The organism is Streptomyces sp. NPDC002742 (genome assembly GCF_042888885.1).
Classification (GTDB): domain Bacteria; phylum Actinomycetota; class Actinomycetes; order Streptomycetales; family Streptomycetaceae; genus Streptomyces.
This window is the reverse complement of record NZ_JBIAQF010000007.1, coordinates 176,850-198,929: the sequence shown is the minus strand read 5'-3', so window position 1 is coordinate 198,929 and position 22,080 is coordinate 176,850. Positions and strand designations below refer to the sequence as shown.

General features: G+C 71.2%; 22 protein-coding genes. 12 read left to right on the top strand and 10 right to left on the bottom strand.

What is annotated here, in order from left to right:
• Positions 1-47: 47 nt before the first annotated feature.
• Positions 48-851: an enoyl-CoA hydratase/isomerase family protein gene (locus ACFYW8_RS14665; protein ID WP_389073163.1), complete on the bottom strand. Its 804-nt coding sequence runs from the start codon at positions 849-851 to the stop codon at positions 48-50.
• 363 nt (positions 852-1,214) lie between these two features.
• On the opposite strand from ACFYW8_RS14665, the gene ACFYW8_RS14660 reads away from it, so the two are divergent.
• On the top strand, positions 1,215-1,382 hold the full coding sequence (locus tag ACFYW8_RS14660) for a DUF3117 domain-containing protein (RefSeq protein ID WP_003966491.1): 168 nt from the start codon (positions 1,215-1,217) through the stop codon (positions 1,380-1,382).
• A 191-nt stretch (positions 1,383-1,573) separates the two neighbouring features.
• Here the strand turns inward: ACFYW8_RS14660 and ACFYW8_RS14655 are convergent, their stop codons facing one another.
• Entirely contained in the window at positions 1,574-2,209 is a 636-nt protein-coding gene (locus ACFYW8_RS14655; protein ID WP_365874773.1) for an O-methyltransferase, read from the bottom strand.
• 292 nt (positions 2,210-2,501) lie between these two features.
• Between ACFYW8_RS14655 and sigE the strand changes: the two genes are divergently transcribed.
• The 5 genes from sigE (at position 2,502) to ACFYW8_RS14630 (ending at position 7,615) form a co-directional block, all read left to right on the top strand.
• A complete protein-coding gene (gene sigE / locus ACFYW8_RS14650; RefSeq protein ID WP_365874771.1) occupies positions 2,502-3,200 on the top strand; it encodes an RNA polymerase sigma factor SigE in 699 nt (232 codons plus the stop codon).
• Positions 3,197-4,144 carry an anti-sigma factor family protein gene (locus tag ACFYW8_RS14645; protein ID WP_389073159.1) on the top strand — a complete coding sequence of 316 codons (948 nt, stop codon included), beginning with the start codon at positions 3,197-3,199 and terminating at the stop codon, positions 4,142-4,144. The genes sigE and ACFYW8_RS14645 overlap by 4 nt, the downstream gene beginning before the upstream one ends.
• A 139-nt stretch (positions 4,145-4,283) precedes the next feature.
• Positions 4,284-5,969 carry a trypsin-like peptidase domain-containing protein gene (locus ACFYW8_RS14640; RefSeq protein WP_389073153.1) on the top strand — a complete coding sequence of 562 codons (1,686 nt, stop codon included), beginning with the start codon at positions 4,284-4,286 and terminating at the stop codon, positions 5,967-5,969.
• 220 nt (positions 5,970-6,189) lie between these two features.
• Complete coding sequence (locus ACFYW8_RS14635; protein ID WP_389073149.1) at positions 6,190-6,654, top strand: sec-independent translocase; 465 nt, start codon at positions 6,190-6,192, stop codon at positions 6,652-6,654.
• A gap of 304 nt (positions 6,655-6,958) precedes the next feature.
• The gene (locus tag ACFYW8_RS14630) at positions 6,959-7,615 is read left to right on the top strand and encodes a hypothetical protein (protein WP_365874529.1); all 657 of its coding nucleotides are present in this window, start codon (positions 6,959-6,961) and stop codon (positions 7,613-7,615) included.
• 180 nt (positions 7,616-7,795) lie between these two features.
• On the opposite strand, the gene ACFYW8_RS14625 is transcribed toward ACFYW8_RS14630, so the two are convergent.
• The 3 genes from ACFYW8_RS14625 to ACFYW8_RS14615 are packed head-to-tail and all read right to left on the bottom strand — an operon-like array spanning position 7,796 to position 10,968.
• Positions 7,796-8,929 (bottom strand): Mrp/NBP35 family ATP-binding protein, encoded by a 1,134-nt coding sequence (locus ACFYW8_RS14625; protein ID WP_365874527.1) that lies wholly within the window; start codon positions 8,927-8,929, stop codon positions 7,796-7,798.
• A 43-nt stretch (positions 8,930-8,972) separates the two neighbouring features.
• Positions 8,973-9,569 (bottom strand): DUF1003 domain-containing protein, encoded by a 597-nt coding sequence (locus ACFYW8_RS14620; RefSeq protein WP_389073141.1) that lies wholly within the window; start codon positions 9,567-9,569, stop codon positions 8,973-8,975.
• The gene (locus ACFYW8_RS14615; RefSeq protein WP_365874523.1) at positions 9,559-10,968 is read right to left on the bottom strand and encodes a magnesium transporter MgtE N-terminal domain-containing protein; all 1,410 of its coding nucleotides are present in this window, start codon (positions 10,966-10,968) and stop codon (positions 9,559-9,561) included. The genes ACFYW8_RS14620 and ACFYW8_RS14615 overlap by 11 nt, the downstream gene beginning before the upstream one ends.
• A gap of 185 nt (positions 10,969-11,153) precedes the next feature.
• On the opposite strand from ACFYW8_RS14615, the gene ACFYW8_RS14610 reads away from it, so the two are divergent.
• Entirely contained in the window at positions 11,154-11,912 is a 759-nt protein-coding gene (locus ACFYW8_RS14610) for a hypothetical protein (RefSeq protein ID WP_365874521.1), read from the top strand.
• Between the two features lie 214 nt (positions 11,913-12,126).
• Here the strand turns inward: ACFYW8_RS14610 and ACFYW8_RS14605 are convergent, their stop codons facing one another.
• Together ACFYW8_RS14605 and ACFYW8_RS14600 are read right to left on the bottom strand one after the other, a co-directional pair.
• Positions 12,127-12,669 carry a hypothetical protein gene (locus ACFYW8_RS14605; RefSeq protein WP_389073131.1) on the bottom strand — a complete coding sequence of 181 codons (543 nt, stop codon included), beginning with the start codon at positions 12,667-12,669 and terminating at the stop codon, positions 12,127-12,129.
• Positions 12,670-12,692: 23 nt separating this feature from the next.
• Positions 12,693-13,805, bottom strand: a complete 1,113-nt coding sequence (locus tag ACFYW8_RS14600) for a magnesium and cobalt transport protein CorA (protein ID WP_365874517.1) — start codon at positions 13,803-13,805, stop codon at positions 12,693-12,695.
• Between the two features lie 616 nt (positions 13,806-14,421).
• Here ACFYW8_RS14600 and ACFYW8_RS14595 point away from each other — a divergent pair.
• Positions 14,422-15,006 (top strand): suppressor of fused domain protein, encoded by a 585-nt coding sequence (locus ACFYW8_RS14595; RefSeq protein ID WP_365874515.1) that lies wholly within the window; start codon positions 14,422-14,424, stop codon positions 15,004-15,006.
• Positions 15,007-15,058: 52 nt separating this feature from the next.
• On the opposite strand, the gene ACFYW8_RS14590 is transcribed toward ACFYW8_RS14595, so the two are convergent.
• The gene (locus ACFYW8_RS14590) at positions 15,059-16,312 is read right to left on the bottom strand and encodes an MFS transporter (protein ID WP_389073122.1); all 1,254 of its coding nucleotides are present in this window, start codon (positions 16,310-16,312) and stop codon (positions 15,059-15,061) included.
• Positions 16,313-16,475: 163 nt separating this feature from the next.
• Between ACFYW8_RS14590 and ACFYW8_RS14585 the strand changes: the two genes are divergently transcribed.
• From ACFYW8_RS14585 to ACFYW8_RS14575, 3 genes are all read left to right on the top strand, one after another.
• Positions 16,476-17,117, top strand: a complete 642-nt coding sequence (locus tag ACFYW8_RS14585) for a DUF6758 family protein (protein ID WP_365874511.1) — start codon at positions 16,476-16,478, stop codon at positions 17,115-17,117.
• Between the two features lie 264 nt (positions 17,118-17,381).
• On the top strand, positions 17,382-18,239 hold the full coding sequence (locus ACFYW8_RS14580) for a PHP domain-containing protein (RefSeq protein ID WP_389073116.1): 858 nt from the start codon (positions 17,382-17,384) through the stop codon (positions 18,237-18,239).
• Between the two features lie 534 nt (positions 18,240-18,773).
• Positions 18,774-19,379 (top strand): MarC family protein, encoded by a 606-nt coding sequence (locus ACFYW8_RS14575; protein WP_365874507.1) that lies wholly within the window; start codon positions 18,774-18,776, stop codon positions 19,377-19,379.
• Positions 19,380-19,572: 193 nt separating this feature from the next.
• Here ACFYW8_RS14575 and ACFYW8_RS14570 read toward each other — a convergent pair whose 3' ends face one another.
• Entirely contained in the window at positions 19,573-19,725 is a 153-nt protein-coding gene (locus ACFYW8_RS14570) for a hypothetical protein (RefSeq protein ID WP_020136747.1), read from the bottom strand.
• Between the two features lie 226 nt (positions 19,726-19,951).
• Between ACFYW8_RS14570 and ACFYW8_RS14565 the strand changes: the two genes are divergently transcribed.
• Positions 19,952-20,848, top strand: coding sequence for an NYN domain-containing protein (locus tag ACFYW8_RS14565; protein ID WP_365874505.1), 897 nt, complete (start codon positions 19,952-19,954; stop codon positions 20,846-20,848).
• 50 nt (positions 20,849-20,898) lie between these two features.
• Here the strand turns inward: ACFYW8_RS14565 and ACFYW8_RS14560 are convergent, their stop codons facing one another.
• Positions 20,899-21,774 (bottom strand): alpha/beta fold hydrolase, encoded by an 876-nt coding sequence (locus ACFYW8_RS14560; protein WP_389073103.1) that lies wholly within the window; start codon positions 21,772-21,774, stop codon positions 20,899-20,901.
• Positions 21,775-22,080: the final 306 nt, after the last annotated feature.

Genomic DNA, 22,080 nt, shown 5'->3' with positions numbered 1-22,080 from the left:
GTGGCACCGCGGGCCGTGGGCGGCCCGCGGCGCACGCTCACGGTCCGTCAGCGCCCCAGGTACTTCGGCTTCTCCTTGTTCACGAACGCCTGGACCGCGATGGTGTGGTCCTCGGACGCGCCGGCCCGCGCCTGGAGCTCGTCCTCCTTCTCCAGGGTCTCGTCCAGTGAGTGGGTGAGCCCGAACGCGAGGGACTCCTTCAGCGCGGCATACGCCAGCGTCGGCCCGGAGGCCAGCGCCCGCGCCACCTTCTCCGCCTCCGCGTGCAGTTCGCCGACCGGAACCAGCCGGTTCGCGATGCCCAGCTCGTACGCCTCCTGGGCGCTGATGCTGCGGGGGAAGAGCAGGAGGTCGGCGGCGCGGCTCGGGCCGATGACCCGGGGCAGCGTCCAGGAGACCCCGGAGTCGGCGGTCAGCGCGACGCCTGCGAAGGACGTGTTGAAGGCGGCCGTGTCGGCGACGACGCGGTAGTCCGCGGCGAGCGCGAAACCGAACCCGGCCCCGGCCGCGACGCCGTTGACCCCGGCCACCACGGGCTTCGCGGCTCCGGTCAGGGCCCGCACGATGGGGTTGTAGTGCTCGCGCACGGTGCTCATGGTCCGGCCCGACCCCGACTGCTTGTCGGCGGCCAGCAGTCCGATGTGCTCCTTGAGGTCCTGCCCGACGCAGAACGCCCGGTCACCGGCGGCGGTCAGCAGGATCGCCCGTACGGCGTCGTCCGAGGCGGCCGCCTGCGCCGCGTCCCGGAAGGCGACCTTGGTCTCGGTGTTCATCGCGTTCATCGCCTCGGGGCGGTTCAGCGTGATCGTCGCGAGTCCGTCGCTCACCTCGTAGAGCACGGTGTCGGCCATGGTGGGTCCCTTCCGGGGTCGCGGCTCGTCGTACCGGCCGGTACGTCCTGTGTCCGATGACAGCATGGCGGAGATCACCGGCGGTGGCGCGGGGCGTACATGTGACCTGCATCAAAGAATTCCGGGCCGCGGAAGTCCATGCGGCGGCGCAGTATCGCAGCCACATCGCCGAATTGAGTGGTTTTGCTCAAGCGCGTTGCGCAAGCGATGCCGACTGATGTTGGTCATCGGGTCCTGAGATGCGGGATAATGGCCTGGAAGCAATGTGTTCGATGCCGGTGACGTGTGTCCTATGAGGGGACGTGCGTGCCCTCCGAGGGGGCCGTCGGCGACGATGAGCTGGTTTCAGGAAGGGGAACGAGCATGGCGGCCATGAAGCCGCGGACGGGCGATGGCCCGCTCGAGGTGACCAAGGAGGGGCGGGGCATCGTCATGCGCGTTCCGCTCGAAGGCGGCGGTCGGCTCGTCGTCGAGCTGACCCCTGACGAGGCCGACGCGCTCGGCGACGCCCTCAAGAAGGTCGTCGGCTGACGCGGAACGCGACCCACACCTCTTCGGCTTCCCCGGCACCGCACCTGGTGCCGGGGAAGCCGTTTTTTTGCGGCGTACGGGACTGCCGTGCCGCTCGGGTCGGCAGCGGTCGGCCTGGACGTATGGCCTGGTCAGAGGCCCTCGGCCGGAAACGGACGGGACGGCGGATCAGGCAGCGGATCAGGCGGGGGTCAGCGCTTGACCGCGCACAGCAGACCGTCGCCCACCGGCAGCAGCGACGGCACCAGCTCCTGGCTCTCGCGCACCGCGCGCAGCAGTTCGCGCAGTCTGCTCACTTCCACCGGCTGCGGTCCCGAGTCCACGGTGCGGCCGTCCGCGAAGACGCCCTCGAAGGCGACGAGCCCGCCCGGCCGCAGCAGGCGCAACGATTCAGCGAGGTAGTCCAGGCTCTCCAGACGGTCGCCGTCGCAGAACACGAGGTCGTAGCCGGCGTCCGCGAGACGGGGCAGGACGTCCAGAGCGCGGCCCGGGATGAAGCGCGCGCGATTGCTGGCGAAACCGGCGGCGCGGAAGGCCTGGCGGGCGAACTGCTGGCGCTCCGGCTCCGGATCCACCGTGGTCAGTACCCCGTCCGGCCGCATGCCGTGCAGAAGATGAATTCCGGAGACGCCGGTCCCGGTACCGATCTCGGCGACCGCCTTCGCGTCGAGGGTGCCGGCGAGCAGGCGCAGGGCGGCGCCCGTGCCGGGCGACACCGAGCGCAGGCCTGCCTCGTGCGCCCGGTCCCGGGCCCAGCGCAGCGCCTCGTCCTCGGCGACAAAGGCGTCGGCGAACGCCGCCCAGCTCGTCTGCCGGTTGCCGGTAATGACCCTCTCCTGTCCCGTGGTTGCCTGGGCGTGACTGTATCCGTTGGTGCCGGGAACCTGCGGATGGGACCGGGCGTTTAGAGGGGTGGGGAAACCGGGCGGGGGGAAGTCGATGGATCGGTACACGGAGCGGGGCCGCGGGCAGTCGCCGGCGCGCCCGTATGAGCAGGTATCAAATTCTCGTAAAACCGCTTATCCGGAGCTAACGGGCGAGGTGGCTATGGTAGGGGCTCCACTGGACACCACCAGAGCCGACAGGGGAGGTGCGGCTGCGCCCGTGGATCGGGGAGGGGTGCTGCGGCGCCTACTCAGATCAGCGGGTGAGCCGAAATCCGTGACCGACAACGCTGACCAGTCCCACGCTGCTGCCCCTGTGCAGACCGCGACGTTCACCACCGACGCGGAGTCACAGGCGTGGACTCCGCCCACCTGGGAAGAGATCGTCAGCACCCACAGCGGTCGCGTCTACCGTCTGGCCTACCGCCTCACGGGCAACCAGCACGACGCCGAGGACCTCACTCAAGAGGTCTTCGTCCGTGTCTTCCGCTCGCTGTCGACCTACACGCCCGGCACCTTCGAGGGCTGGCTGCACCGCATCACCACGAACCTCTTCCTCGACATGGTGCGGCGCAAGCAGCGCATCCGTTTCGACGCCCTCGGCGAGGACGCGGCCGAGCGGCTGCCCAGCCGTGAGCCCTCCCCGCAGCAGGTCTTCAACGACGCGCACTTCGACGCCGACGTCCAGCAGGCGCTGGACACCCTGGCCCCCGAGTTCCGCGCCGCCGTCGTCCTGTGCGACATCGAGGGACTGTCCTACGAGGAGATCGCCGCGACCCTGGGCGTCAAGCTCGGCACGGTCCGCTCCCGGATCCACCGCGGCCGCTCCCAGCTGCGCAAGGCCCTGGCACACCGGTCTCCCGAGGCCCGCGCCGAGCGACGCTCGTTCGCGGCCCGTGTGCCCGTGCTGGGGGGAGGGGGCGCGACCGCGTGAGTGGAACACGTCCCACCCCTGCCGAGCAGCACCTCGGGGACCGACTTTCCGCCCTGGTGGACGGAGAGCTCGGTCATGAGTCGCGCGACCGCGTCCTGGCCCACCTCGCCACCTGCGCGAAGTGCAAGGCCGAGGCCGACGCCCAGCGCCGGCTGAAGAACGTCTTCGCCGAAATGGCCCCGCCACCCCCCTCCGAAAGCTTCCTGGCCCGACTCCAGGGACTTCCCGGGGGAGGTGACTTCGACAGCTCGCGGCTGGGCGGAGGAGGCTTCGGCGGCGGAGGACTCGCCGACGGCACCACCGGCCCCGGCCTGTCCGGCGTCTTCGGAATGCGCGGCGAACCCTTCGGGTACGTGCCGGGCGGACCGCACGCCGACGTGCTGCCCCCCGCTCCGGGGCGCGGCTTCCGCATCCACGACGTCAGCCGTCACGAGGCCGAACGGTCGGCCTCGCGCGGGCTGCGGTTCGCCTTCGCCGCGGCGGGCGCCGTGTCGCTGGCCGCCGTCGCGCTCGGCGGAGTGTCCACCGGTGTGCCCGGAGACACCCCTGACGCGCGCGGAGGAGCCGGAGCGAAGAGCAATGTGACGCCGTCCCGTTCCCAGGGCGCGGGGGCCGCCACGACTCCCGAGTCTCAGCGCCGCCGGTCCGTCGGGCCGCTGCTCGCCCAGGGCGAGCGGGCGCTCGGCAACGGTCCGGTGGCGCCGACCGGGGTGTCCGCCCCGCTGCTTCCCGGAGTCCCCGCTCCGGCGGGGCGCGGTCAGGACGTCGTGCACACCCTGACGACACCGGTGGTCGCCGGTGCCGCCGCGATGTCCCCGCTCATCCGTCCGCTCACCGACGTCCAGCCGCTCGCGCTGACCCCGGCTCCGGGACTGCTCACCGCCCCCACCGTCACACCGTCCCCCTCTTCCTCCTCGTCCCCCACCCCCCGCAGCGCTCACTGAACCTGCCCTCTGCGCGCCGGCCCGTGAACCTGGTTGAATCCGGGGTGGGCCGCGTCCGCGGGAGGGATCACGGGCGCGGAGTCGACAAGTCTGTGGTGACCGTCGGCGAGTCGTGCCGCGGGCCAGGTGTGGGGAGAGCATGAACGAGGGCAGGCCCACGAAGGCGAAGTGGTGGAGTCGACCCCGGCCCCGGGGCACGGGCGCGGACATCGCACCGGCTCATCCCACGGAACCGGACTCCACGTACCCCACCGTCCTCGCGGAGAGCGCGCAGAGCGGGCCGTCCCCGGCTGCGCCCGAGGCGCGGACGCAGCCGGGGACGGCCCGTGAGGACGACACCGGGGGCGACCACGAGCTGGACCGGCCCCCGGGCGTTCCCGGCCCGGCCGAAGAGGGAGCCCCCGCCGGCGGAGCGCACCTCGCAGGGGCAGTCCCGGCGCAGGGCGGCGCGCCCTTCGACGTCCTGCCCCGCCTACCGGGACCCTCCGGGTCCCCGAACCCGGCAGCCCCGATGCCCCAGCCCCTTGCCGCCCCCGCTGTCTCTCCCGCCCCGGCCGAGTCCGCTGTTCCCGACCCCTGGCAGAACTACGACCCCTGGGCGGCCGCGCCCGGCGCACTCCGGCAGCCCGGCGCACTCCAGCGGTACGGCGCACTCCAGCAGTACGGCCCCCTTCAGCAGAACGGGGTCGCCGTGCCCACCGCGTCGGAGCGGCGCAGGAGGGCGAGGAAGGCCCTGGTGCTCGGGGCCGTCGCGCTCACGCTGGTGTCCGGGGGAGTGGGCGGCGCCGTAGGGGCGTACCTGGAGCGGAACGGGGGGCTGACGGACATCGAGCTGCCGCAGGCCGCCAAGGAAGCCCCCGGGCGCGCCCCGGACAGTGTGGCCGGGATCGCGGCGCACGCGCTGCCGAGCGTCGTCACCCTGCACGTGCACGGGAGCGAGGAAGACGGAACGGGCACCGGCTTCGTGCTCGACGGCGAGGGACACATCCTCACCAACAACCACGTGATCCGACCGGCCGGCGCCGGCGGCACGATATCCGTGACGTTCAGCGGCGGTCAGACCGCGAAGGCCGAGGTCGTCGGACACGACAGCGGATACGACCTCGCCGTGGTCAAGGTCTCGGGAGTCCACGGTCTCGCCCCGATGCCGCTGGGCAACTCGGACAGCGTCCAGGTCGGCGACCCCGTCGTCGCCATCGGCGCGCCCTTCGACCTCGCCGACACCGTCACCTCCGGGATCATCAGCGCCAAGGACCGGCCCATCACGGCGGGCGGCGAGACGGGCGACGGCACCGACGTCTCGTACGTGGACGCGCTCCAGACGGACGCGCCGATCAACCCCGGCAACTCGGGCGGGCCCCTGCTCGACTCCCGGGCCCGCGTCATCGGCATCAACAGCGCCATCCGGTCCGCCGACGGCGGCTCCGACCAGGGGACCGGGCAGGCCGGTTCCATCGGGCTCGGCTTCGCCATCCCCGTCAACCAGGCCAAGCGCGTCGCCGAGGAGCTCATCAACACCGGCAGGGCCACCCACCCCGTGATCGGTGTCACGCTCGACATGAACTACGCCGGTGACGGCGCGCGGGTCGGCACCAAGGCCGCCGGGGGCGGTCCGCCCGTCACCACCGGCGGGCCCGGCGCGAAGGCGGGCATCAAGCCGGGCGACGTCATCACCGAGGTCGACGGCGGACGTGTCCACTCCGGCGAGGAACTCATCGTGCGGACCCGCGCCCACCGGCCGGGCGACCGGCTCCGGCTCACCGTGCGGCGGGGCGGCACGCGGAAGACGGTCACCCTGGTCCTCGGTTCCGCGAACGGCGACTGAGAGCCCCGCGAGTCACGGCCGCGAGCGGCGCGAACCCCACAGCCGAGCATGATCCCGCAACTCCGGACAGCAAACATCATGGAAAACCAACGGTGTACAGGAAGTCGGAAGCCCCGGGACAGTTCCGGACGGACGGGAACGCCGGGTACCGTTGGTCCCGGCCCGGACCACGGAAGACTCCCGAGGGCCGTGGACCGAGGACATCGCAAGGAGTTATCAGGTGTTCAATGACGTAGGACCGCTTGAGCTGGTGACGCTGGTCGTCCTGGCCGTGCTCGTCTTCGGTCCCGACAAGCTCCCGAAGATGATCCAGGACGTCACGCGCACGATTCGCAAGATCCGTGATTTCTCGGAGAGCGCCAAGGCGGACATCCGCGATGAACTCGGCCCGGAGTTCAAGGACTTCGAGTTCGAGGACCTCAATCCCAAGACGTTCATACGCAAGCACCTGGACAACGACGAGCTGGGGCTCAAGGAGATCCGTAACGGCTTCGACCTGAAGAAGGAGATGGCCGAGGTCACGGACGTGGTGCACGGCCGAGAGTCCGACTCCTCGGACGCCTCCGGGTCCTCCGGGGCCACCTCGTCCTCCGACGGCACGGCCGGCGGTTCCGTCGACATGACGAAGAAGCGCGAGAAGCTCGACGCCGACGAGCACCCGCCCTTCGACGCCGACGCCACCTGAGCCGTACGGAGTACCGCGGCGGCCCGCCGCACGGGAGCGTGCGCGACCGGGCGTCCACCACCCCGGCAGGGCCGGACCGGCCCTGGCCCCGGCCGGTCGGGACCGGCCTCGGAACGTGTTCGTCCGCGGGCCGCGAACAGGCCCCGCAAGGTCCGGACACGCCGCTCGCACTCCTTACGCGCCGGGCGCTTTCGCCGCTGCTCGCAGCGGTGTGGCTATGCTGCCCAGTTGTTGTGCGGACCGACAAGGACGCCCGAGGGGGGCGGGCCACCCGGTCCGACGAGAGCGAGGAGGCGTCCGGCAGATGGAGACGACAAGTCGGGTGGGCGTGCAGGCGCCGGCCGCGGAGGGCGGACAACAGGTCCCCTCCGCCCGGCGTACGGTCGACGGCTACCTGCTGGCGCCCTTCCCCTGGTACGGCCTCGACGAGGCCTTCACAGGGCAGCACTGGCTGATGCAGGTGGGTACCTCGGCGGACGGTGCCGTCGAGCACGGTTCGATCGGGCACGGGGACGAGCCCTCGGTGCGCCCCGAGCCGGGCGAGGACAAGGAGCGGTTCGCGGTGGTGGTCACCGTCGCCGCCAGCCCCGTTCGGCGCAGCGCGGACGGGACGGGACTGCTGGAGGCCACCTCGGTGTCCTCGGCGGCGTGGCTGGCCGGTGTGGGGCTGCTGTCCTTCACCTGGCCCGGCCAGATGGACCACACCCTGCGCGACGACTGGCTGGACCAACAGACCGAGACCGCGTGGGTGCTGGCCGACGATCTTGACGGTCCGGACTGGTCCACCCTGTCCCTTCCCGTGGACGGCGTCCCCACGACCTTCCACTACCGCGAGTCCGAGTTCGGCTGGGTTCTCGCGGGTTCCACCCAGGAAGGCGTCCACGTGGGCGCGTACGGGCGGGGAATGAGCGCGTACGGGCTGGGCTTCGCGATGATCAAGGACATCGAGGCATACGCCTAGGAAGGCCCTGGCGGCGGCTGCGGCCGCCGCGGGCACCGGTGGCGGACACGGGGTCTGACAGTCTCCGCGAGGGACAGTCTCCGCGAGGCTCTGGCGGCCGCTACGAGGAAGGGGGCGCCGTCCGTGCGGACGGCGCCCCCTCCTTCGTGACGACGGCGTTGGAGCGTCGTGCGGGAAGTCCTAGAACTTGTTGCGCGGGGTGATTCCCAGCGACATGCCCGACAGGCCGCGCTGACGGCCGCCCAGCTTGCCGGCGATGGCACGCAGGGCCGAGCCGGCGGGGGAGTCGGGGTCGGTCAGGACCACCGGCTTGCCCTCGTCGCCGCCCTCGCGCAGGCGGACGTCGATCGGGATGGAGCCGAGGACCGGGACGGTGGCGCCGGTGGTGCGGGTCAGGCCGTCGGCGACGGACTGGCCGCCGCCGGTGCCGAAGACGTCGACCATCTCGTCGCAGTGCGGGCAGGGCAGCCCCGCCATGTTCTCGACGACGCCCACGATCTTCTGGTGGGTCTGCACGGCGATGGAGCCGGCCCGCTCGGCCACCTCGGCCGCCGCCTGCTGCGGGGTCGTGACGACCAGGATCTCGGCGTTCGGGACGAGCTGGGCGACGGAGATGGCGATGTCGCCCGTGCCCGGCGGCAGGTCGAGGAGCAGGACGTCCAGGTCGCCCCAGTAGACGTCCGCCAGGAACTGCTGGAGGGCGCGGTGCAGCATCGGGCCGCGCCAGACCACCGGCGCGTTGCCCGGGGTGAACATGCCGATCGAGATGACCTTCACGCCGTGCGCGGACGGCGGCATGATCATGTTCTCGACCTGGGTCGGCTTGCCGTCGGCGCCGAGCATGCGCGGCACCGAGTGGCCGTAGATGTCGGCGTCCACGACACCGACCTTGAGTCCGTCGGCGGCCATCGCCGCCGCCAGGTTCACGGTGACCGAGGACTTGCCGACGCCGCCCTTGCCGGAGGCGACCGCGTACACGCGGGTGAGCGAGCCGGGCTTGGCGAAGGGAACCTCGCGCTCGGCCGTGCCGCCCTTCAGCGCGGTCGCCAGCTCGCGGCGCTGTTCGTCGCTCATCACGTCGAGTTCCACGTCGACACCGGTGACGCCCTCGACCCGCGAGACCGCCTCCGTCACCCGCTGGGTGATCGTGTCGCGCATCGGGCAGCCGGAGACCGTGAGGTACACCGCGACCGCGACCACGCCATCCGCACCGATCTCCACGGATTTGACCATCCCCAGTTCGGTGATGGGTCGGTTGATCTCGGGGTCGTTCACCGTCGCCAGTGCTTCACGCACCGCGTCTTCCGTAGCCATAGGGACGATGGTACGGCGCACCCCATGGGCCCCGGTAAGCCCTTCACCGGTCGTCTACGTCACGTCCGTGCGACCGTTCCGCCGGGAATACGACGCGGCCGTCCCCGTGGCCGTCGGGATACCGGTCCTCCAGCTCCTTGACCAGGTCCTGGAGCTCGTTGCGGATCCAGTCGCGGGTGGCGACCTCGCCGAGGCCCATCCGCAGCGCGGCGATCTCGCGCGTGAGGTACTCGGTGTCGGCGATGGAGCGCTCGTTCTGCTTGCGGTCCTGTTCGAGGTTGACCCGGTCCCGGTCGTCCTGCCGGTTCTGCGCGAGCAGGATCAGCGGGGCGGCGTAGGAGGCCTGGAGCGACAGCATCAGCGTCAGGAAGATGAACGGGTAGTTGTCGAAACGCAGGCCGTGCGGCGCGAAGGCGTTCCAGACCACCCACATGATGATGACGATCGTCATCCAGACGAGGAACCGCCCGGTGCCCAGGAAGCGGGCGATGCGTTCCGAGAACCGTCCGAAGGCCTCCGGGTCCCACTCGGGCAGCAGTCTGCGCCGCGGCGGCTTCGGCTGGTCGAGCCGGGTGCGTGGCCGGGGGGTCGCCGTCGACCCCGTGGAGGCCCGCTCACGGGCCTCACGGTCAGGCGCCATGTCGTCCCTCTCCGCCCAGCGGGCCGTCCGGCCCCCGGCGGCCGTCCTCGTGGCCCCGGCCGTCCCCGGGGACGCCTGCTCGGCCGGCCTGATGGCTGTCGCCGCTGTCGTGGCTCTCCGCGTGCAGGCTTTCGTGCACGCTCTCGTCGAGGTGGAACTCCGTCTCCCGCCAGTCCTCGGGCAGCATGTGGTCCAGTACGTCGTCCACGGTCACCGCCCCGAGCAGCGAGCCGCTCTCGTCGACGACGGGGGCCGCCACCATGTCGTACGTCGCGAAGAACCCGGCGACCACGGGCAGCTCGTCCTCCGGGGCCAGCGGCTGCAGGTCGTCGTCGACGAGCGAGCCGACCAGGGTGAACGGCGGATCGCGCAGCAGCCGCTGGAAGTGCACCGCACCCAGGTACTTGCCCGTCGGTGTCTCGTCCGGTGGGCGGCACACGTACACCTGGGCGGCGAGCGCGGGGGAGAGGTCGGGATCGCGGACCCGGGCGAGCGCTTCGGCCACGGTCGCGTCGGGCCGCAGCACGATGGGCTCGGTGGTCATGAGGCCGCCCGCCGTCCGTTCCGCGTACGCCATGAGCCGCCGGACGTCCGCCGCCTCGCCGGGCCGCATCAGAGTCAGCAGCCGCTCCACGTCCTCGGTGGGCAGTTCGGCGAGCAGGTCGGCCGCGTCGTCGGGGTCCATCGCCTCCAGGACGTCGGCCGCGCGTTCCTCCTTGAGCTTGCCGAGGATCTCGATCTGGTCGTCCTCGGGCAGTTCTTCGAGTACGTCGGCGAGGCGGTCGTCGTCGAGCGCGGCGGCCACCTCGCCGCGCCGCTTCGGCGACAGGTGGTGCAGCACGTTCGCGAGGTCGGCCGGGCGCAGCTGCTCGAAGGTGGCGAGCAGGCTCTCCGCGCCCTGTCCGTGCTCCTCCAGGGAGAACCCGGTGACGGCGGACCAGTCGACCGTCATCGTCTCGCCCTTGGCGCGCCGGAAGGCGCCGCTGCGCCCCTTGCGCACGAAGACCCGGCCGATCTCCCATTCCCTGCGGGCGGGCAGCTGCTGGATCGACACGTCCAGGACCGTCACCTCCTCGCCCGTCTCGACGAGGGTCACGAGCCGGTCGAGCAGTTCGCCGAAGACGAGCCGTTCGGTGGGCCGCTGCTCGAAGCGGCGCACGTTCAGGACGCCGGTCGTGATGACCTGGCCGGACTCGATGCCGGTCACCCGGGTCATGGGCAGGAAGATCCGGCGGCGCGTGGACAGTTCGACGACGAGGCCGAGCATGCGGGGCGACCGCCGTCCGACGCGCAGCATGGCGACGAGGTCCCGCACACGGCCCACCTGGTCGCCGTTCGGGTCGAACACGGCGACGCCGGCCAGGTGCGAGACGAAGATCCGGGGGGCGGCTGCGGCCATGCCAGCGCCTCCTTCACTTCGGAGCGTTGTGTACCGGTCTGTCCGCTCGGGTGGGCTTCAGGCTAGCCCGTCCCGCTCGGGTACGCCCTGGTGGGCGGTCCGGACGGACCGCCTCCGCCCGGCGGGTGCCGCACCGGTACGCTGCCGTACGCCGTTTGAGGACCGCACGAAAGGCAGCCCCACCTGTGACTGCAATTCCCCAGGGCCGTACCCGCAGAGCCGTGACGGTGGCCGCGATGTGCGCACTGGCCGTGACAGGGACGGGGCTGACGGGGTGCGGGAGCGGGGATCCGGACGCGGGCACGAACGGGGTCGGCAAGCTGTCTGCCGCGACCATTCAGGCGAGGACGAGGAAGGCGGCCGAGGCCGCGCAGACCGTGCGGCTCTCCGGGACGGTCGTCTCCAACGGGACCACGTTCACCCTCGACATGCGCCTCAAGTCCGACGGCGGTACCGGGTCGGTCACCTCGAAGGGGGCCAGTTTCCGGCTGCTGCGGGTCGGTGAGCACCTCTTCCTCAAGGCCGACGGCGAGTTCTGGGCCCATCAGGACGGCAAGAGCGGCGGCAAGTCGGCGGACACCGCGGCGGTGGAGAAGCTGCGGGGCATGTACGTGAAGGTGCCGACCGGCGACCCCGCGTACAAGCGCTTCAGCGGCTTCACCGACAAGGACGTCCTGCTCGACGGGCTGCTCGGGCTGCACGGCGCCCTCGCCAAGGACGGCCACCACGACCAGTCCGGCGTCCGCACCATTCGCATCACCGGCGACAAGGGCGCGGGCGGCACCCTGGACGTCTCCCTGGAGGGCACCCCGTACCCGCTCCTGCTGGGACGCGCGGGCAACGCCGGCACCCTCCGTCTGACGGAGTGGGGCAAGGACTTCCCGCTGGCGGAGCCGTCCAAGAAGGACACGGTCGACTACGGGCAGCAGCTGCCCTCGTCATAAGCCCGCAGCGACCTGCGACCTGCGACCTGCGACCTGAGACCAGCGGCGAGCGGCGAGCGGCCCACGACCCACGCCCACGAAGCCCCACCACGACCCACGAAGCCCCACCACGACCCACGAAGCCCCACCACGACCCACGAAGCCCCACCACGACCCACGAACCGCGCCCACGAACCGCGACGGGGCGGCGTGATTCGTGCAGCCTCGTGGCCCGCTAGCCGCGCTTGCGCCGCTTCATCAGCAGGCGGGGCAGCGCCGCCGGGATCGGCCGGCGGGTCGTCGCCGGGGACGGCAGCGGCCGTTCGGCGAGCGAACCATCGGGCAGCTCCGCGGTCACGCCCGTCGGTTCCAGACGCAGCACCCGGCATTCGCGTGCCCAGCGCTCCGGCATGGCCTCGCCGTCGGGTGCGTTCAGCCGCTTGCCCTTGAGCTCCCCGACGGCCGCCTCCCACTCCGGGGTGTGCGCGCCGAGTTCCACGACGGTGGCGGACCAGGACACGAGCCGTCCGCCCTTGTCCTTGCTGCGTACGGTGACGACCGCGTCGCCCCCGTCGAGCAGCCCCGGCAGCGGCTGCTCGCCGGGCCCGTCGCCGACCAGGCAGGCCGCGCCGTCGTGCCACACGTGCCACAGCGCGCGGGCGGGCACCTCGTGGTCCGGACCGGGGGATGACGGCGTGCCGACGTCGCGCACCCAGATCAGCCCGGACTTCTTGGTGGCCTCCTCGACGAGGGCCTGGTCGAGCAGCTCTTGCGTCATGGGGCAAGACTAACCAGCCCGCACTACAGCCAGCCGTTGCGCTTCAGGATGCGGTGGATCGAGAGGCAGAGCCCGACGGTGACGCCCATGACCACCGGGTAGCCGTAGCGCCAGTGCAGCTCGGGCATGTACTTGAAGTTCATGCCGTACACACCACAGACCATCGTCGGTACGGCGACGATCGCGGCCCACGAGGTGATCTTGCGCATGTCCTCGTTCTGTGCCACGGAGGCCTGCGCGAGGTTGGCCTGGAGGATCGAGTTGAGCAGTTCGTCGAAACCGAGGACCTGCTCCTGCACACGGGCGAGGTGGTCGGCGACGTCGCGGAAGTACTTCTGGATGTCGGGGTCGATCAGCCGCATCGGGCGCTCGCTCAGCAGCTGCATGGGGCGCAGCAGCGGCGACACCGCCCGCTTGAACTCCATCACCTCGCGCTTGAGCTGGTAGATCTGCCCGGCGTCCGTGCCGCGCGGGGTGCCCTTGCGGCCCGGCGAGAACACCTCGGTCTCGACCTCGTCGATGTCGTCCTGCACGGCGTCCACGACCGCGATGTAGCCGTCGACGACATGGTCGGCGATCGCGTGCAGGACCGCGGAGGGGCCCTTGGCGAGCAGCTCGGGGTCGTCCTGCAGCCGGTGCCGCAGCGCGCGCAGCGAGCCCTGCCCGCCGTGCCGGACGGTGATGAAGAAGTCCCGTCCGGTGAAGCACATGACCTCGCCGGTCTCGACGATCTCGCTGGTCGCCGTCAGCCGGTCGTGCTCGACGTAGTGGATGGTCTTGAAGACGGTGAAGAGGGAGTCGTCGTAGCGCTCCAGCTTGGGGCGCTGGTGGGCCTGGACGGCGTCCTCCACGGCCAGCGGGTGCAGCCCGAACTCCCGGGCGATGACAGCGAATTCGTCCTCGGTGGGCTCGTGCAGGCCGATCCACACGAAGCCGCCGTCGCGACGCACCTGACGCATCGCCTCCTGCGGCGTGAGCGGTGTGCGCGTCGCGATCCGGGCGCCGTCGCGGTAGACGGCGCAGTCGACCACGGCCGACGGGGTGCCGGGGTCACGGGTGGTGTCGTACGAGCCACTGTCCTTGCGCAGGGAGGGGCGGGGGCGGACCGCGGCGCGCAGGTCACGGATCATCGACATGGCAGGCTCCTTTTCGCAACGGAGGCGGCCGGCGACGGTTGGAACTACCCGGAATGGGGACGTCCTGACTGCGGATGTTTGGCACGTCCACAAAGCGGGGAGCACCGCACCGTCGCGGTGGCAGCTTCGCTACTGATTCAGATCAGACAGATCAGGGGTTCAGATCGGACAGATCAGGCGGAAACGAAGCGCTCTTCCGTGGTGCACCGGGCAACGCTGACACGTATGCACACGATTGCGGGAGGCGGCGGCCGGCAGGGCTGAAAACCCAGCGGAACCAGCTACGGACTCAGCGACCGGAAGAGCGGGTGGTACTGCACGGTCGACTTCGGTCCATTGCAGCCCCACCTCCTCCGGTCGGTCCCCCGTGGGGGACGATCCATCCCCCGAAGGGGAGTCTGCCTCCCGCCGAGGGGGAGTCAGATCAGTCTCAGTGTGCCGGAGCCCGGGAGCAACTCCCGCAGTGCCATGAGGGCCTGGTGGGGCCTTCGGTCATGCACTGCTCCGACCAGCGGCCAAGACTATCAGCGCACCGATACGTCAAGGCTCCGCTTTGCGCGTTGTTGACCGGGGTCCGGTGCACCCTGGCGCAATTGACGCGGCCTATGCTCGCTTCATGGCTGATGTTCTTCCTCTGGTCGAGGCCCGTTTGCGCTCCGCGCTGGGCGAACCCGACGCGCGGGCCGCGGTCACCTTCCTCGGCACCGACCGCATCGAGGTGCTGCGCTTCACCGAGGGCGACATCGTCCGCTACGCCACGCTCGGGATGTCCGCCCAGCCGATGGCCGACCCCACCGCCGTGCTCGCCGATCCGGTGAAGGGTCCGCGCGCCGAGTTGATCCTCTCGGTCCGCCCGGCCGGCGCCGACACCGACAAGGTGCTCCGCCCGCTGGCCGTACTCGCCGCCTCCCCCCAGGTCGAGGGTCTGGTCGTGGCCTCCGGCGCCTCGCTCGACGTGGGTGAACCCCTCTGGCCGGGCGCGCCGTTCACCTCCGTCCTGGTCGCGGAGTCCGGCGGTCTGGTGGAGGACCTGGAACTGGACGAGCCCGCCGATCCCGTACGTTTCCTGCCGCTGCTGCCGATGACGCCCAACGAGGCCGCCTGGAAACGCGTCCACGGCGCGGGCGCCCTTCAGGAGCGCTGGCTGAACGGCGGTACGGACCTGCGCGATCCGCTGCGCAGGTCCGTACCCCTGGACTGATCGGCCCGGGACCGTCGAATGTGATGACACGTCAATCCTGGTTCCAGGTAGCTCAGTTGGCGAAGATCGTGACACCGTCCTCGGTGGCGTGGACCGGCTCCAGTTCCTCGGCCTCCTTCGACAGCGCGTCGCGACGCAGGTAGACCACGGCCGCGCCCAGCAGCGCGGTGACGGCGGCGACCACGAACGGCACACGGATGCTGCTCCACTCCTCGATCTTCGGGGCGAAGTACGGAGCCGCCGCGGCCGCGAACCAGCGCACGAAGTTGTAGCCGGCGCTCGCCACCGGGCGGGGTGCGTCGGAGACCCCGAGGGCCAGCTCCGTGTAGACGGTGTTGTTCACGCCGATGAAGGCGCCGGACAGGACCGTGCAGACGACGGCGGTGGTGTGGTCCCCGTACCCGAGGACGAGCACGTCGGCTGCGAGCAGCAGCAGGGAGCCGCCCAGTACCTTCAGCGAGCCGAACCGCGCCTGCATGCGCGGCGCCACGATCACCGAGAAGACCGCGAGCAGCAGACCCCAGCAGAAGAACACCGCGCCGGACTTGTACGGCGTCATGTTCAGTACGAACGGGGTGAAGGCCAGCACGGTGAAGAACGTGTAGTTGTAGAAGAACGCGGAGGCCGCGGCGGAGGCGAGGCCCTTGTGGCCGAGGGCGCGCAGCGGGTCGAGCAGTGAGGTCGTGCGCGCGGGCTTCGGCTGCTCCTTCAGGAACGCCGTGATGCACAGGAAGCCGACCGCCATCAGGAACGCGGTGCCGAAGAACGGGTAGCGCCAGCTGACGTTGCCGAGCAGGGCTCCCGCCAGGGGGCCGCAGGCCATGCCGAGGCCGAGCGCCGACTCGTACAGCAGGATCGCCGTGGCGCTGCCGCCGGCCGCCGCGCCGACGATGACGGCGAGGGCCGTGGACACGAACAGCGCGTTGCCGAGCCCCCAGCCGGCCCGGAAGCCGACGAGTTCGCCGACCGATCCCGAGGTGCCGGCGAGTCCGGCGAAGACCACGACGAGCGCGAGGCCGAGCAGCAGGGTCCGGCGGCCGCCGATCCGGCTGGAGACGAAGCCGGTCACCAGCATCGCGACGGCGGTGATCAGGAAGTACGAGGTGAAGAGCAGGGACACCTGGCCGGCCGTGGCATCGAGTCCCCGGGCGATGGACGGCAGGATCGGGTCGACGAGCCCGATGCCCATGAACGCGACGACGGACGCCCCGGCCGTCGCCCAGACGGCCCTCGGCTGACGCAGGACGATGCCGGCGCCGGTGCCGAACGTGTCGCCCTCGGCGGGGCCTTCCGTGCTGTTGATCATGCCCGCTCCTTCACTGTGCGCCGACTGGATCGTTGGCCTATGCACACAATAAGTTAGGTGGGCTAATTAATGCAACATGCACGTAGTTTTTGACATGACAGGCACACGCCGGACGGGTGATCGTCCTTGACGCGGCGAAGGACGGGGAGGACCGTTGGGCCCTATGAGGGGCGAACCCAGTTGCCCGAAGTGTGGTGGCCGGGTCAGGGCTCCCGGCCTCTTTGCCGATTCCTGGCAGTGCGATGTGCACGGCACGGTGCATCCGCTGCAGCCCGTGATCCCGCCCAGCGTCGAGGCCCTCGGTGTGGTCGTGCACCGCGCCCGGGTGCCGGTGTGGATGCCGTGGCCGCTCCCCGTCGGCTGGCTGTTCACCGGAGCGGCGTTCGCGGGGGACGACCGCAGCGGAGGCAGGGCCACCGCCATCGCCTGCTCGGGGCCCGGACCGCTGGGTGGCATGGGTGAGCTGATCCTGGTCGCCGAGGAGCTGGGCGTCGGTCTCGGCGCGCGCTACGCGGGGATGGACGGACCCGACCCCGGCCCGTACATGAGTGTCGAGAAACCGCCTCAGGCGAAGGTCCTCGCGGCGGGCCGGCCGACCCCGCTCTGGCATGTCTCCAGCTCCCCCGACGACCGCGCCGTCTTCGCGGGCGAGGCACGCGGGCTGTGGCTGTGGGCCGTCGTCTGGCCCGAACAGACCGGGCTGCTGATGTACGACGAACTGGTCCTCACGGACCTGCGCGACGCGGGCGCGGAGGTGGACCTGCTGCCGTGCGGCGCGCTGTCGCCGCGCATCCTGGAGCCCTAGCACTCGGCGAACGGCTTGCCCGTGACGGCTCGGCTCGCGGTCGGCTCCGCGGAACGCTTGCCCGTGACGGCTCGGCTCGCGGTCGGCTCCGCGGAACGCTTCGCCCCTGGTCGTGCTCCGAGGCGCCGACCCTGGGAACCGGATGCCGGTTTCGGTGGAGTCGGTAGGGGTCGCTCGGCCGGTACGGGTGTGACAGGCGGGTCCCGGATTCCCCGTTATCCTTGAGCGTCCCCGTCCGTTCCGTCACCGCCTGGAGTCCGCGTAGTGCGCATCGATCTGCACGCCCACTCCACCGCCTCCGACGGTACGGACACCCCCGCCGAACTGGTGCGCAACGCCGCCGCCGCCGGTCTCGACGTCGTCGCGCTGACCGACCACGACACCACCCGTGGGTACGCCGAGGCGATCGCCGCACTGCCCGAGGGGCTCGCTCTCGTCACCGGCGCCGAACTCTCCTGCCGGATCGACGGCATCAGCATGCACATGCTGGCCTACCTCTTCGACCCCGAGGAGCCCGCACTGCTCGCCGAGCGCGAACTGGTGCGGGACGACCGGGTGCCGCGCGCCCGGAGCATGATCGCCAGGCTCCGGGAACTCGGCGTGCCGATCACCTGGGAACAGGTGGCGCGCATCGCGGGCGACGGGTCGGTCGGACGCCCGCACGTCGCCTCCGCCCTGGTCGAGCTGGGCGTCGTCGACAGTGTCTCCGACGCCTTCACCGGGCAGTGGCTCGCCGACGGGGGCCGCGCCTACGTCCCCAAGCACGAGACCGACCCCTTCGAGGCGATCCGGCTGGTCAAGGGGGCCGGGGGCGTCACCGTCTTCGCGCACCCGGCCGCCGCCAAGCGGGGCCGTACCGTGCCGGAGTCGGTGATCGCCGAGTTGGCCACCGCGGGCCTCGACGGCATCGAGGTCGACCACATGGACCACGAGCCGGCCACCCGGGCACGGCTGCGCGGTCTGGCCGCCGAGCTGGGGCTGCTGACCACGGGCTCGTCCGACTACCACGGCAGCCGCAAGACCTGTGTGCTCGGGGAGTTCACCACCGACCCCGAGGTCTACGGGGAGATCACCCGCCGCGCCACCGGGGCGTTCCCGGTGCCGGGCGCGGGCGGAGCCTGAACCCCCCCGGACGTTCCCGTACGGGCGGGGTTCCGTCAGGCCGGCACCGGCGCCTCTGCCTCATCCCAGGTTGCGGCTAGGGCTATGGCTGCGGCTGCGCAGGTGTCGACGGGTCGCTGTCGCGAGCCCCGTGGGCGAGGCCGCCCGTACGTGAGGCTCGTACGGGCAGGGCCGGTGTCGTAGGGCGCCGGCCATCGCGGGGCGGCGCGTGCTGAGGCTCGTGCCCGGTCCGGCCGGAGGTCCCGGTCGTCGCCGGGCCGAGGGCACGCGTTCCGGGCCCGGTCCGGTCGGCCGGCCGCCAGACGGAGCCGCGCCCGCACGGGTCGCCCGCACGGGTCGCCCACACGGGTCAACGGCACGGGGCGTACGTCCCGCCCCCGCTCGACCGGAACCGTGCCGTGCTCACCGGCCCGTCCCCAGGCACCCGGCTCCGCCGGTCGTGCCGCCCTGTTCCGTCCGCGGAACGACTGCCAGAAGCGGTGGCCGGAAGATCCGCCCACCCTCTCCCACCACCTCGCAAGGCTTCTCTCCACCATGTTCGACGTCGCCGTCTTCGGCTCCCTCTTCGTCACCCTCTTCGTCATCATGGATCCCCCCGGGATCACCCCGATCTTCCTGGCGCTGACCGCCGGTCGCCCCGCCAGGGTGCAGCGGCGGATGGCCTTCCAGGCGGTCTGCGTCGCCGGTGGCGTCATCACCACCTTCGGGCTCCTCGGGCACCAGATCCTGGACTACCTGCACGTGTCCGTGCCCGCGCTGATGATCGCGGGCGGACTGCTGCTCCTGCTCATCGCCCTCGACCTGCTGACCGGCAAGACCGACGAGCCGAAGCAGACCAAGGACGTCAACGTCGCCCTCGTCCCCCTGGGCATGCCGCTGCTCGCCGGGCCGGGCGCCATCGTGTCCGTGATCCTCGCGGTGCAGAAGGCCGACACGGTCGCCACACAGGTCTCGCTCTGGAGTGCCATTCTCGCGATCCATGTCGTGCTGTGGGTCGTGATGCGCTACTCGCTGCTGATCATCCGTGTCATCAAGGACGGTGGCGTGGTGCTCGTGACCAGGCTCGCGGGCATGATGCTCTCGGCCATCGCGGTGCAGCAGATCATCAACGGCGTCACGCAGGTGATCAAGGGAAGCTGACGGCGTTCCCCGGGCGGCGGTTCAGCGATGGTCCAGGACAGGCCACCGCTTCGTCCGGACACGCAGAGCCCCGCACGGCATCCTCGCCGTGCGGGGCTCTGAAGTCTGAGAAGCGTCTGCGGTCCGCAACGCGTTCCGGTCCTACGAGGCGCGTTCGGTGCGTCCTCGTACGGCGAAGCGGATGATCGTCGTGTTACGAAGCGGTTGTATCGGCCGGGCGGATCCACAGTCGCTGCCCGATGGCGGCGGCCTGCTGAACGATCCGGTTGACGGAGGCGGCGTCCACGACTGTGCTGTCCACGGGCGTGCCGTCGACATCGTCGAGTCGCATGATTTCGAAGCGCATGGGCTTCTCCCTTCGTCTGGTCATCCTCCTGAGGAGAACTACTTGTGTGGGCGGAGCGAGGCACCAGTGTCCTCGCTCACGTAGGGAGTCAACGGGATGCGTGTTACAAACATTCCCTACGCTAAGGAAATTTTTCGAGAACCTAATTACCGGCGGGTAGGCCGGGTGGCGGAGACTGAACGGCGCCAGTTGTGTTCGCAGCGTGACCGCCGGGACAATAGTCTTGATGAACGACGACCACGCGGCGCTCGCCGCCCGCATAGACCGTACGAACGAGCTGCTCCAGCGCGTGCTCGCCGAGGTCGCGAAGACCCCCTCCACCCACGCGATCTTCGTTGACGCCGGATATCTGTACGCGGCCGCGGGGCGGCTCGTCGCCGGCACGGAGGACCGCCGTTCGTTCGACCTGGACACCGAGGGCCTCATCGAGGCGCTCATCGACCGGGCCCGCACGATCTTCGCGGACAGCCGACTGCTGCGCGTCTACTGGTACGACGGCGCGCGACGGCGCATCCACACCGCGGAGCAGCAGGCCATCGCCGAACTCCCGGACGTGAAGGTCCGGTTGGGCAACCTGAACGCCAACAACCAGCAAAAGGGCGTCGATTCGCTCATCCGGTCGGACCTGGAGTCCCTCGCCCGGCACCGCGCCATCAGTGACGCGGCGCTGCTCGGCGGCGACGAGGACCTCGTCTCCGCGGTCGAGGCGGCGCAGGGCTACGGCGCCCGGGTCCACCTCTGGGGCATCGAGGCGCCCGAGGGGCGAAACCAGGCCGAACCGCTTCTGTGGGAGGTCGACAGCCAGCGCACGCTCGACCTCGACTTCTTCAAGCCGTACGTGGCCAGGCGGACCGCCCAGTCGTACGACCCGACGGCGGCGGTCCGGCCCACCCGGGAGGACGTGCGCTTCGTCGGCGCCCAGATCGCCGCGAAGTGGCTGGCCGCCCGGGGCCGCGAATCCCTGGTGGAGCTGCTTCCCGGGCACCCGTACCTACCCGGCTCGGTCGACCAGGACCTGCTGGTCGAGGCCGAGGGCCTGCTCCAGTACTCCCTGCGCGGACAGTCGGACTTGCGCCGCGCATTGCGGGACGGCTTCTGGGAGCACCTGCAGGCGCAGTACTAGCAGGCGCGGCAGACGTAGTGACTACAGGGCGCGGTACCGGCGGCGCGGTGCTAGGCGTGCGGGCCCGTGCTGTCCCAGAAACCGGCCAGCGCGCGGGCGGTCTCCAGGGGCTGGTCGGCGTTCGGGGAGTGCTCGGCCCCCTCCACGACCGTGCGGTGCGCGTCCAGCCGTACGGCCATCTTGTCCAGCAGGGGGACCGGCCAGGTGTCGTCGAGCTCGCCGGATATCACGTGCTTCGGCAGGGGAACGGCGGCGAGTTCGGCGACGCGGTCGGGCTCGTCGCAGAGCTGGCGTCCGGTGGCGACGAGTTGGGCGGGACTGTTGCCGAGCCAGCGGCGGCGCAGGTCGGCGAGGTCGTCGAGCCCCGCGTCCAGCGCGCCCGTGTCGGTCTCCTCGGGCGACTCCATCGCCCGGATCGCCTCCCACACCTCGGCCATGCTCATCACGGCCAGCGCGTCCCGCAACAGCTTGACGCGCTGCTGCTGGGACGTTGAGATCTGGGCCGGGCCGGAGGCCATGAGCGTCAGTGAGACGAACGGTGACGGGTCGACCAGTACGGCGGCGCGGGCGATCAGGCCGCCGAGCGAGTGCCCCACGAGGTGTACGGGGGTGCCGACGGCGGCCGCCTGTGCGAGCACGTCCTGTGCCAACTCGCTCTGCGCGTAGGCCGTTTCGTCGTCCCGCGGCCCCTCGGTCTCGAACTGTCCGCGCCCGTCCACGGCCACCGTCCGGTACCCCGCCGCGGCCAACGGCGCGTGCAGCGCGATGAAGTCCTCCTTGCTCCCGGTGAACCCCGGCAGCAGCAAGGCGGTCCCCTTGGACCGCCCGTCCGGCACGGCGTCGAGCACGGCGAACTCGCCGCGTGCGGTCGACAGTCGGTGGGCGCGGACACCGGCGGGCGGAACGAACGTGTAGGGCCTGCTCATGCGGACGAGGCTATCGGGCGCCGCTGACAGCCGCTCGGCGGGTGGGCGGTCCGGGGCCGGTGCCGGATGGGTGCCGCGGGCGGTCGGCACCCGGACCGGCGGAAGGCACGGCACGGCACGGCATGGCACGTCACGGCACGGCAGGGGCGGAGTGGGAGGCGGAGGCGGGGGTGGGGGAAACGCCGATGGCCCGGCCCCCCAGGAAGGGGGACCGGGCCATCGGGCGGGAGATCAGCTCTCCGTGGGCTCCGTGGCGACAGCCTTGCGGGTGCGTCGACGGGTGGCGGGCTTGGCGTCCGTCTCGTG

What these genes read in the sequence shown, in the direction of transcription:
- ACFYW8_RS14665 (WP_389073163.1), bottom strand. Translation starts at nt 851, where the DNA reads ATGGCCGACACCGTGCTCTACGAGGTGAGCGACGGACTCGCGACGATC.
- ACFYW8_RS14660 (WP_003966491.1), top strand. Translation starts at nt 1,215, where the DNA reads ATGGCGGCCATGAAGCCGCGGACGGGCGATGGCCCGCTCGAGGTGACC.
- ACFYW8_RS14640 (WP_389073153.1), top strand. Translation starts at nt 4,284, where the DNA reads ATGAACGAGGGCAGGCCCACGAAGGCGAAGTGGTGGAGTCGACCCCGG.
- ACFYW8_RS14630 (WP_365874529.1), top strand. Translation starts at nt 6,959, where the DNA reads ATGGAGACGACAAGTCGGGTGGGCGTGCAGGCGCCGGCCGCGGAGGGC.
- ACFYW8_RS14625 (WP_365874527.1), bottom strand. Translation starts at nt 8,929, where the DNA reads ATGGCTACGGAAGACGCGGTGCGTGAAGCACTGGCGACGGTGAACGAC.
- ACFYW8_RS14620 (WP_389073141.1), bottom strand. Translation starts at nt 9,569, where the DNA reads ATGGCGCCTGACCGTGAGGCCCGTGAGCGGGCCTCCACGGGGTCGACG.
- ACFYW8_RS14615 (WP_365874523.1), bottom strand. Translation starts at nt 10,968, where the DNA reads ATGGCCGCAGCCGCCCCCCGGATCTTCGTCTCGCACCTGGCCGGCGTC.
- ACFYW8_RS14605 (WP_389073131.1), bottom strand. Translation starts at nt 12,669, where the DNA reads ATGACGCAAGAGCTGCTCGACCAGGCCCTCGTCGAGGAGGCCACCAAG.
- ACFYW8_RS14600 (WP_365874517.1), bottom strand. Translation starts at nt 13,805, where the DNA reads ATGTCGATGATCCGTGACCTGCGCGCCGCGGTCCGCCCCCGCCCCTCC.
- ACFYW8_RS14595 (WP_365874515.1), top strand. Translation starts at nt 14,422, where the DNA reads ATGGCTGATGTTCTTCCTCTGGTCGAGGCCCGTTTGCGCTCCGCGCTG.
- ACFYW8_RS14590 (WP_389073122.1), bottom strand. Translation starts at nt 16,312, where the DNA reads ATGATCAACAGCACGGAAGGCCCCGCCGAGGGCGACACGTTCGGCACC.
- ACFYW8_RS14585 (WP_365874511.1), top strand. Translation starts at nt 16,476, where the DNA reads ATGAGGGGCGAACCCAGTTGCCCGAAGTGTGGTGGCCGGGTCAGGGCT.
- ACFYW8_RS14575 (WP_365874507.1), top strand. Translation starts at nt 18,774, where the DNA reads ATGTTCGACGTCGCCGTCTTCGGCTCCCTCTTCGTCACCCTCTTCGTC.
- ACFYW8_RS14570 (WP_020136747.1), bottom strand. Translation starts at nt 19,725, where the DNA reads ATGCGCTTCGAAATCATGCGACTCGACGATGTCGACGGCACGCCCGTG.
- ACFYW8_RS14565 (WP_365874505.1), top strand. Translation starts at nt 19,952, where the DNA reads ATGAACGACGACCACGCGGCGCTCGCCGCCCGCATAGACCGTACGAAC.
- ACFYW8_RS14560 (WP_389073103.1), bottom strand. Translation starts at nt 21,774, where the DNA reads ATGAGCAGGCCCTACACGTTCGTTCCGCCCGCCGGTGTCCGCGCCCAC.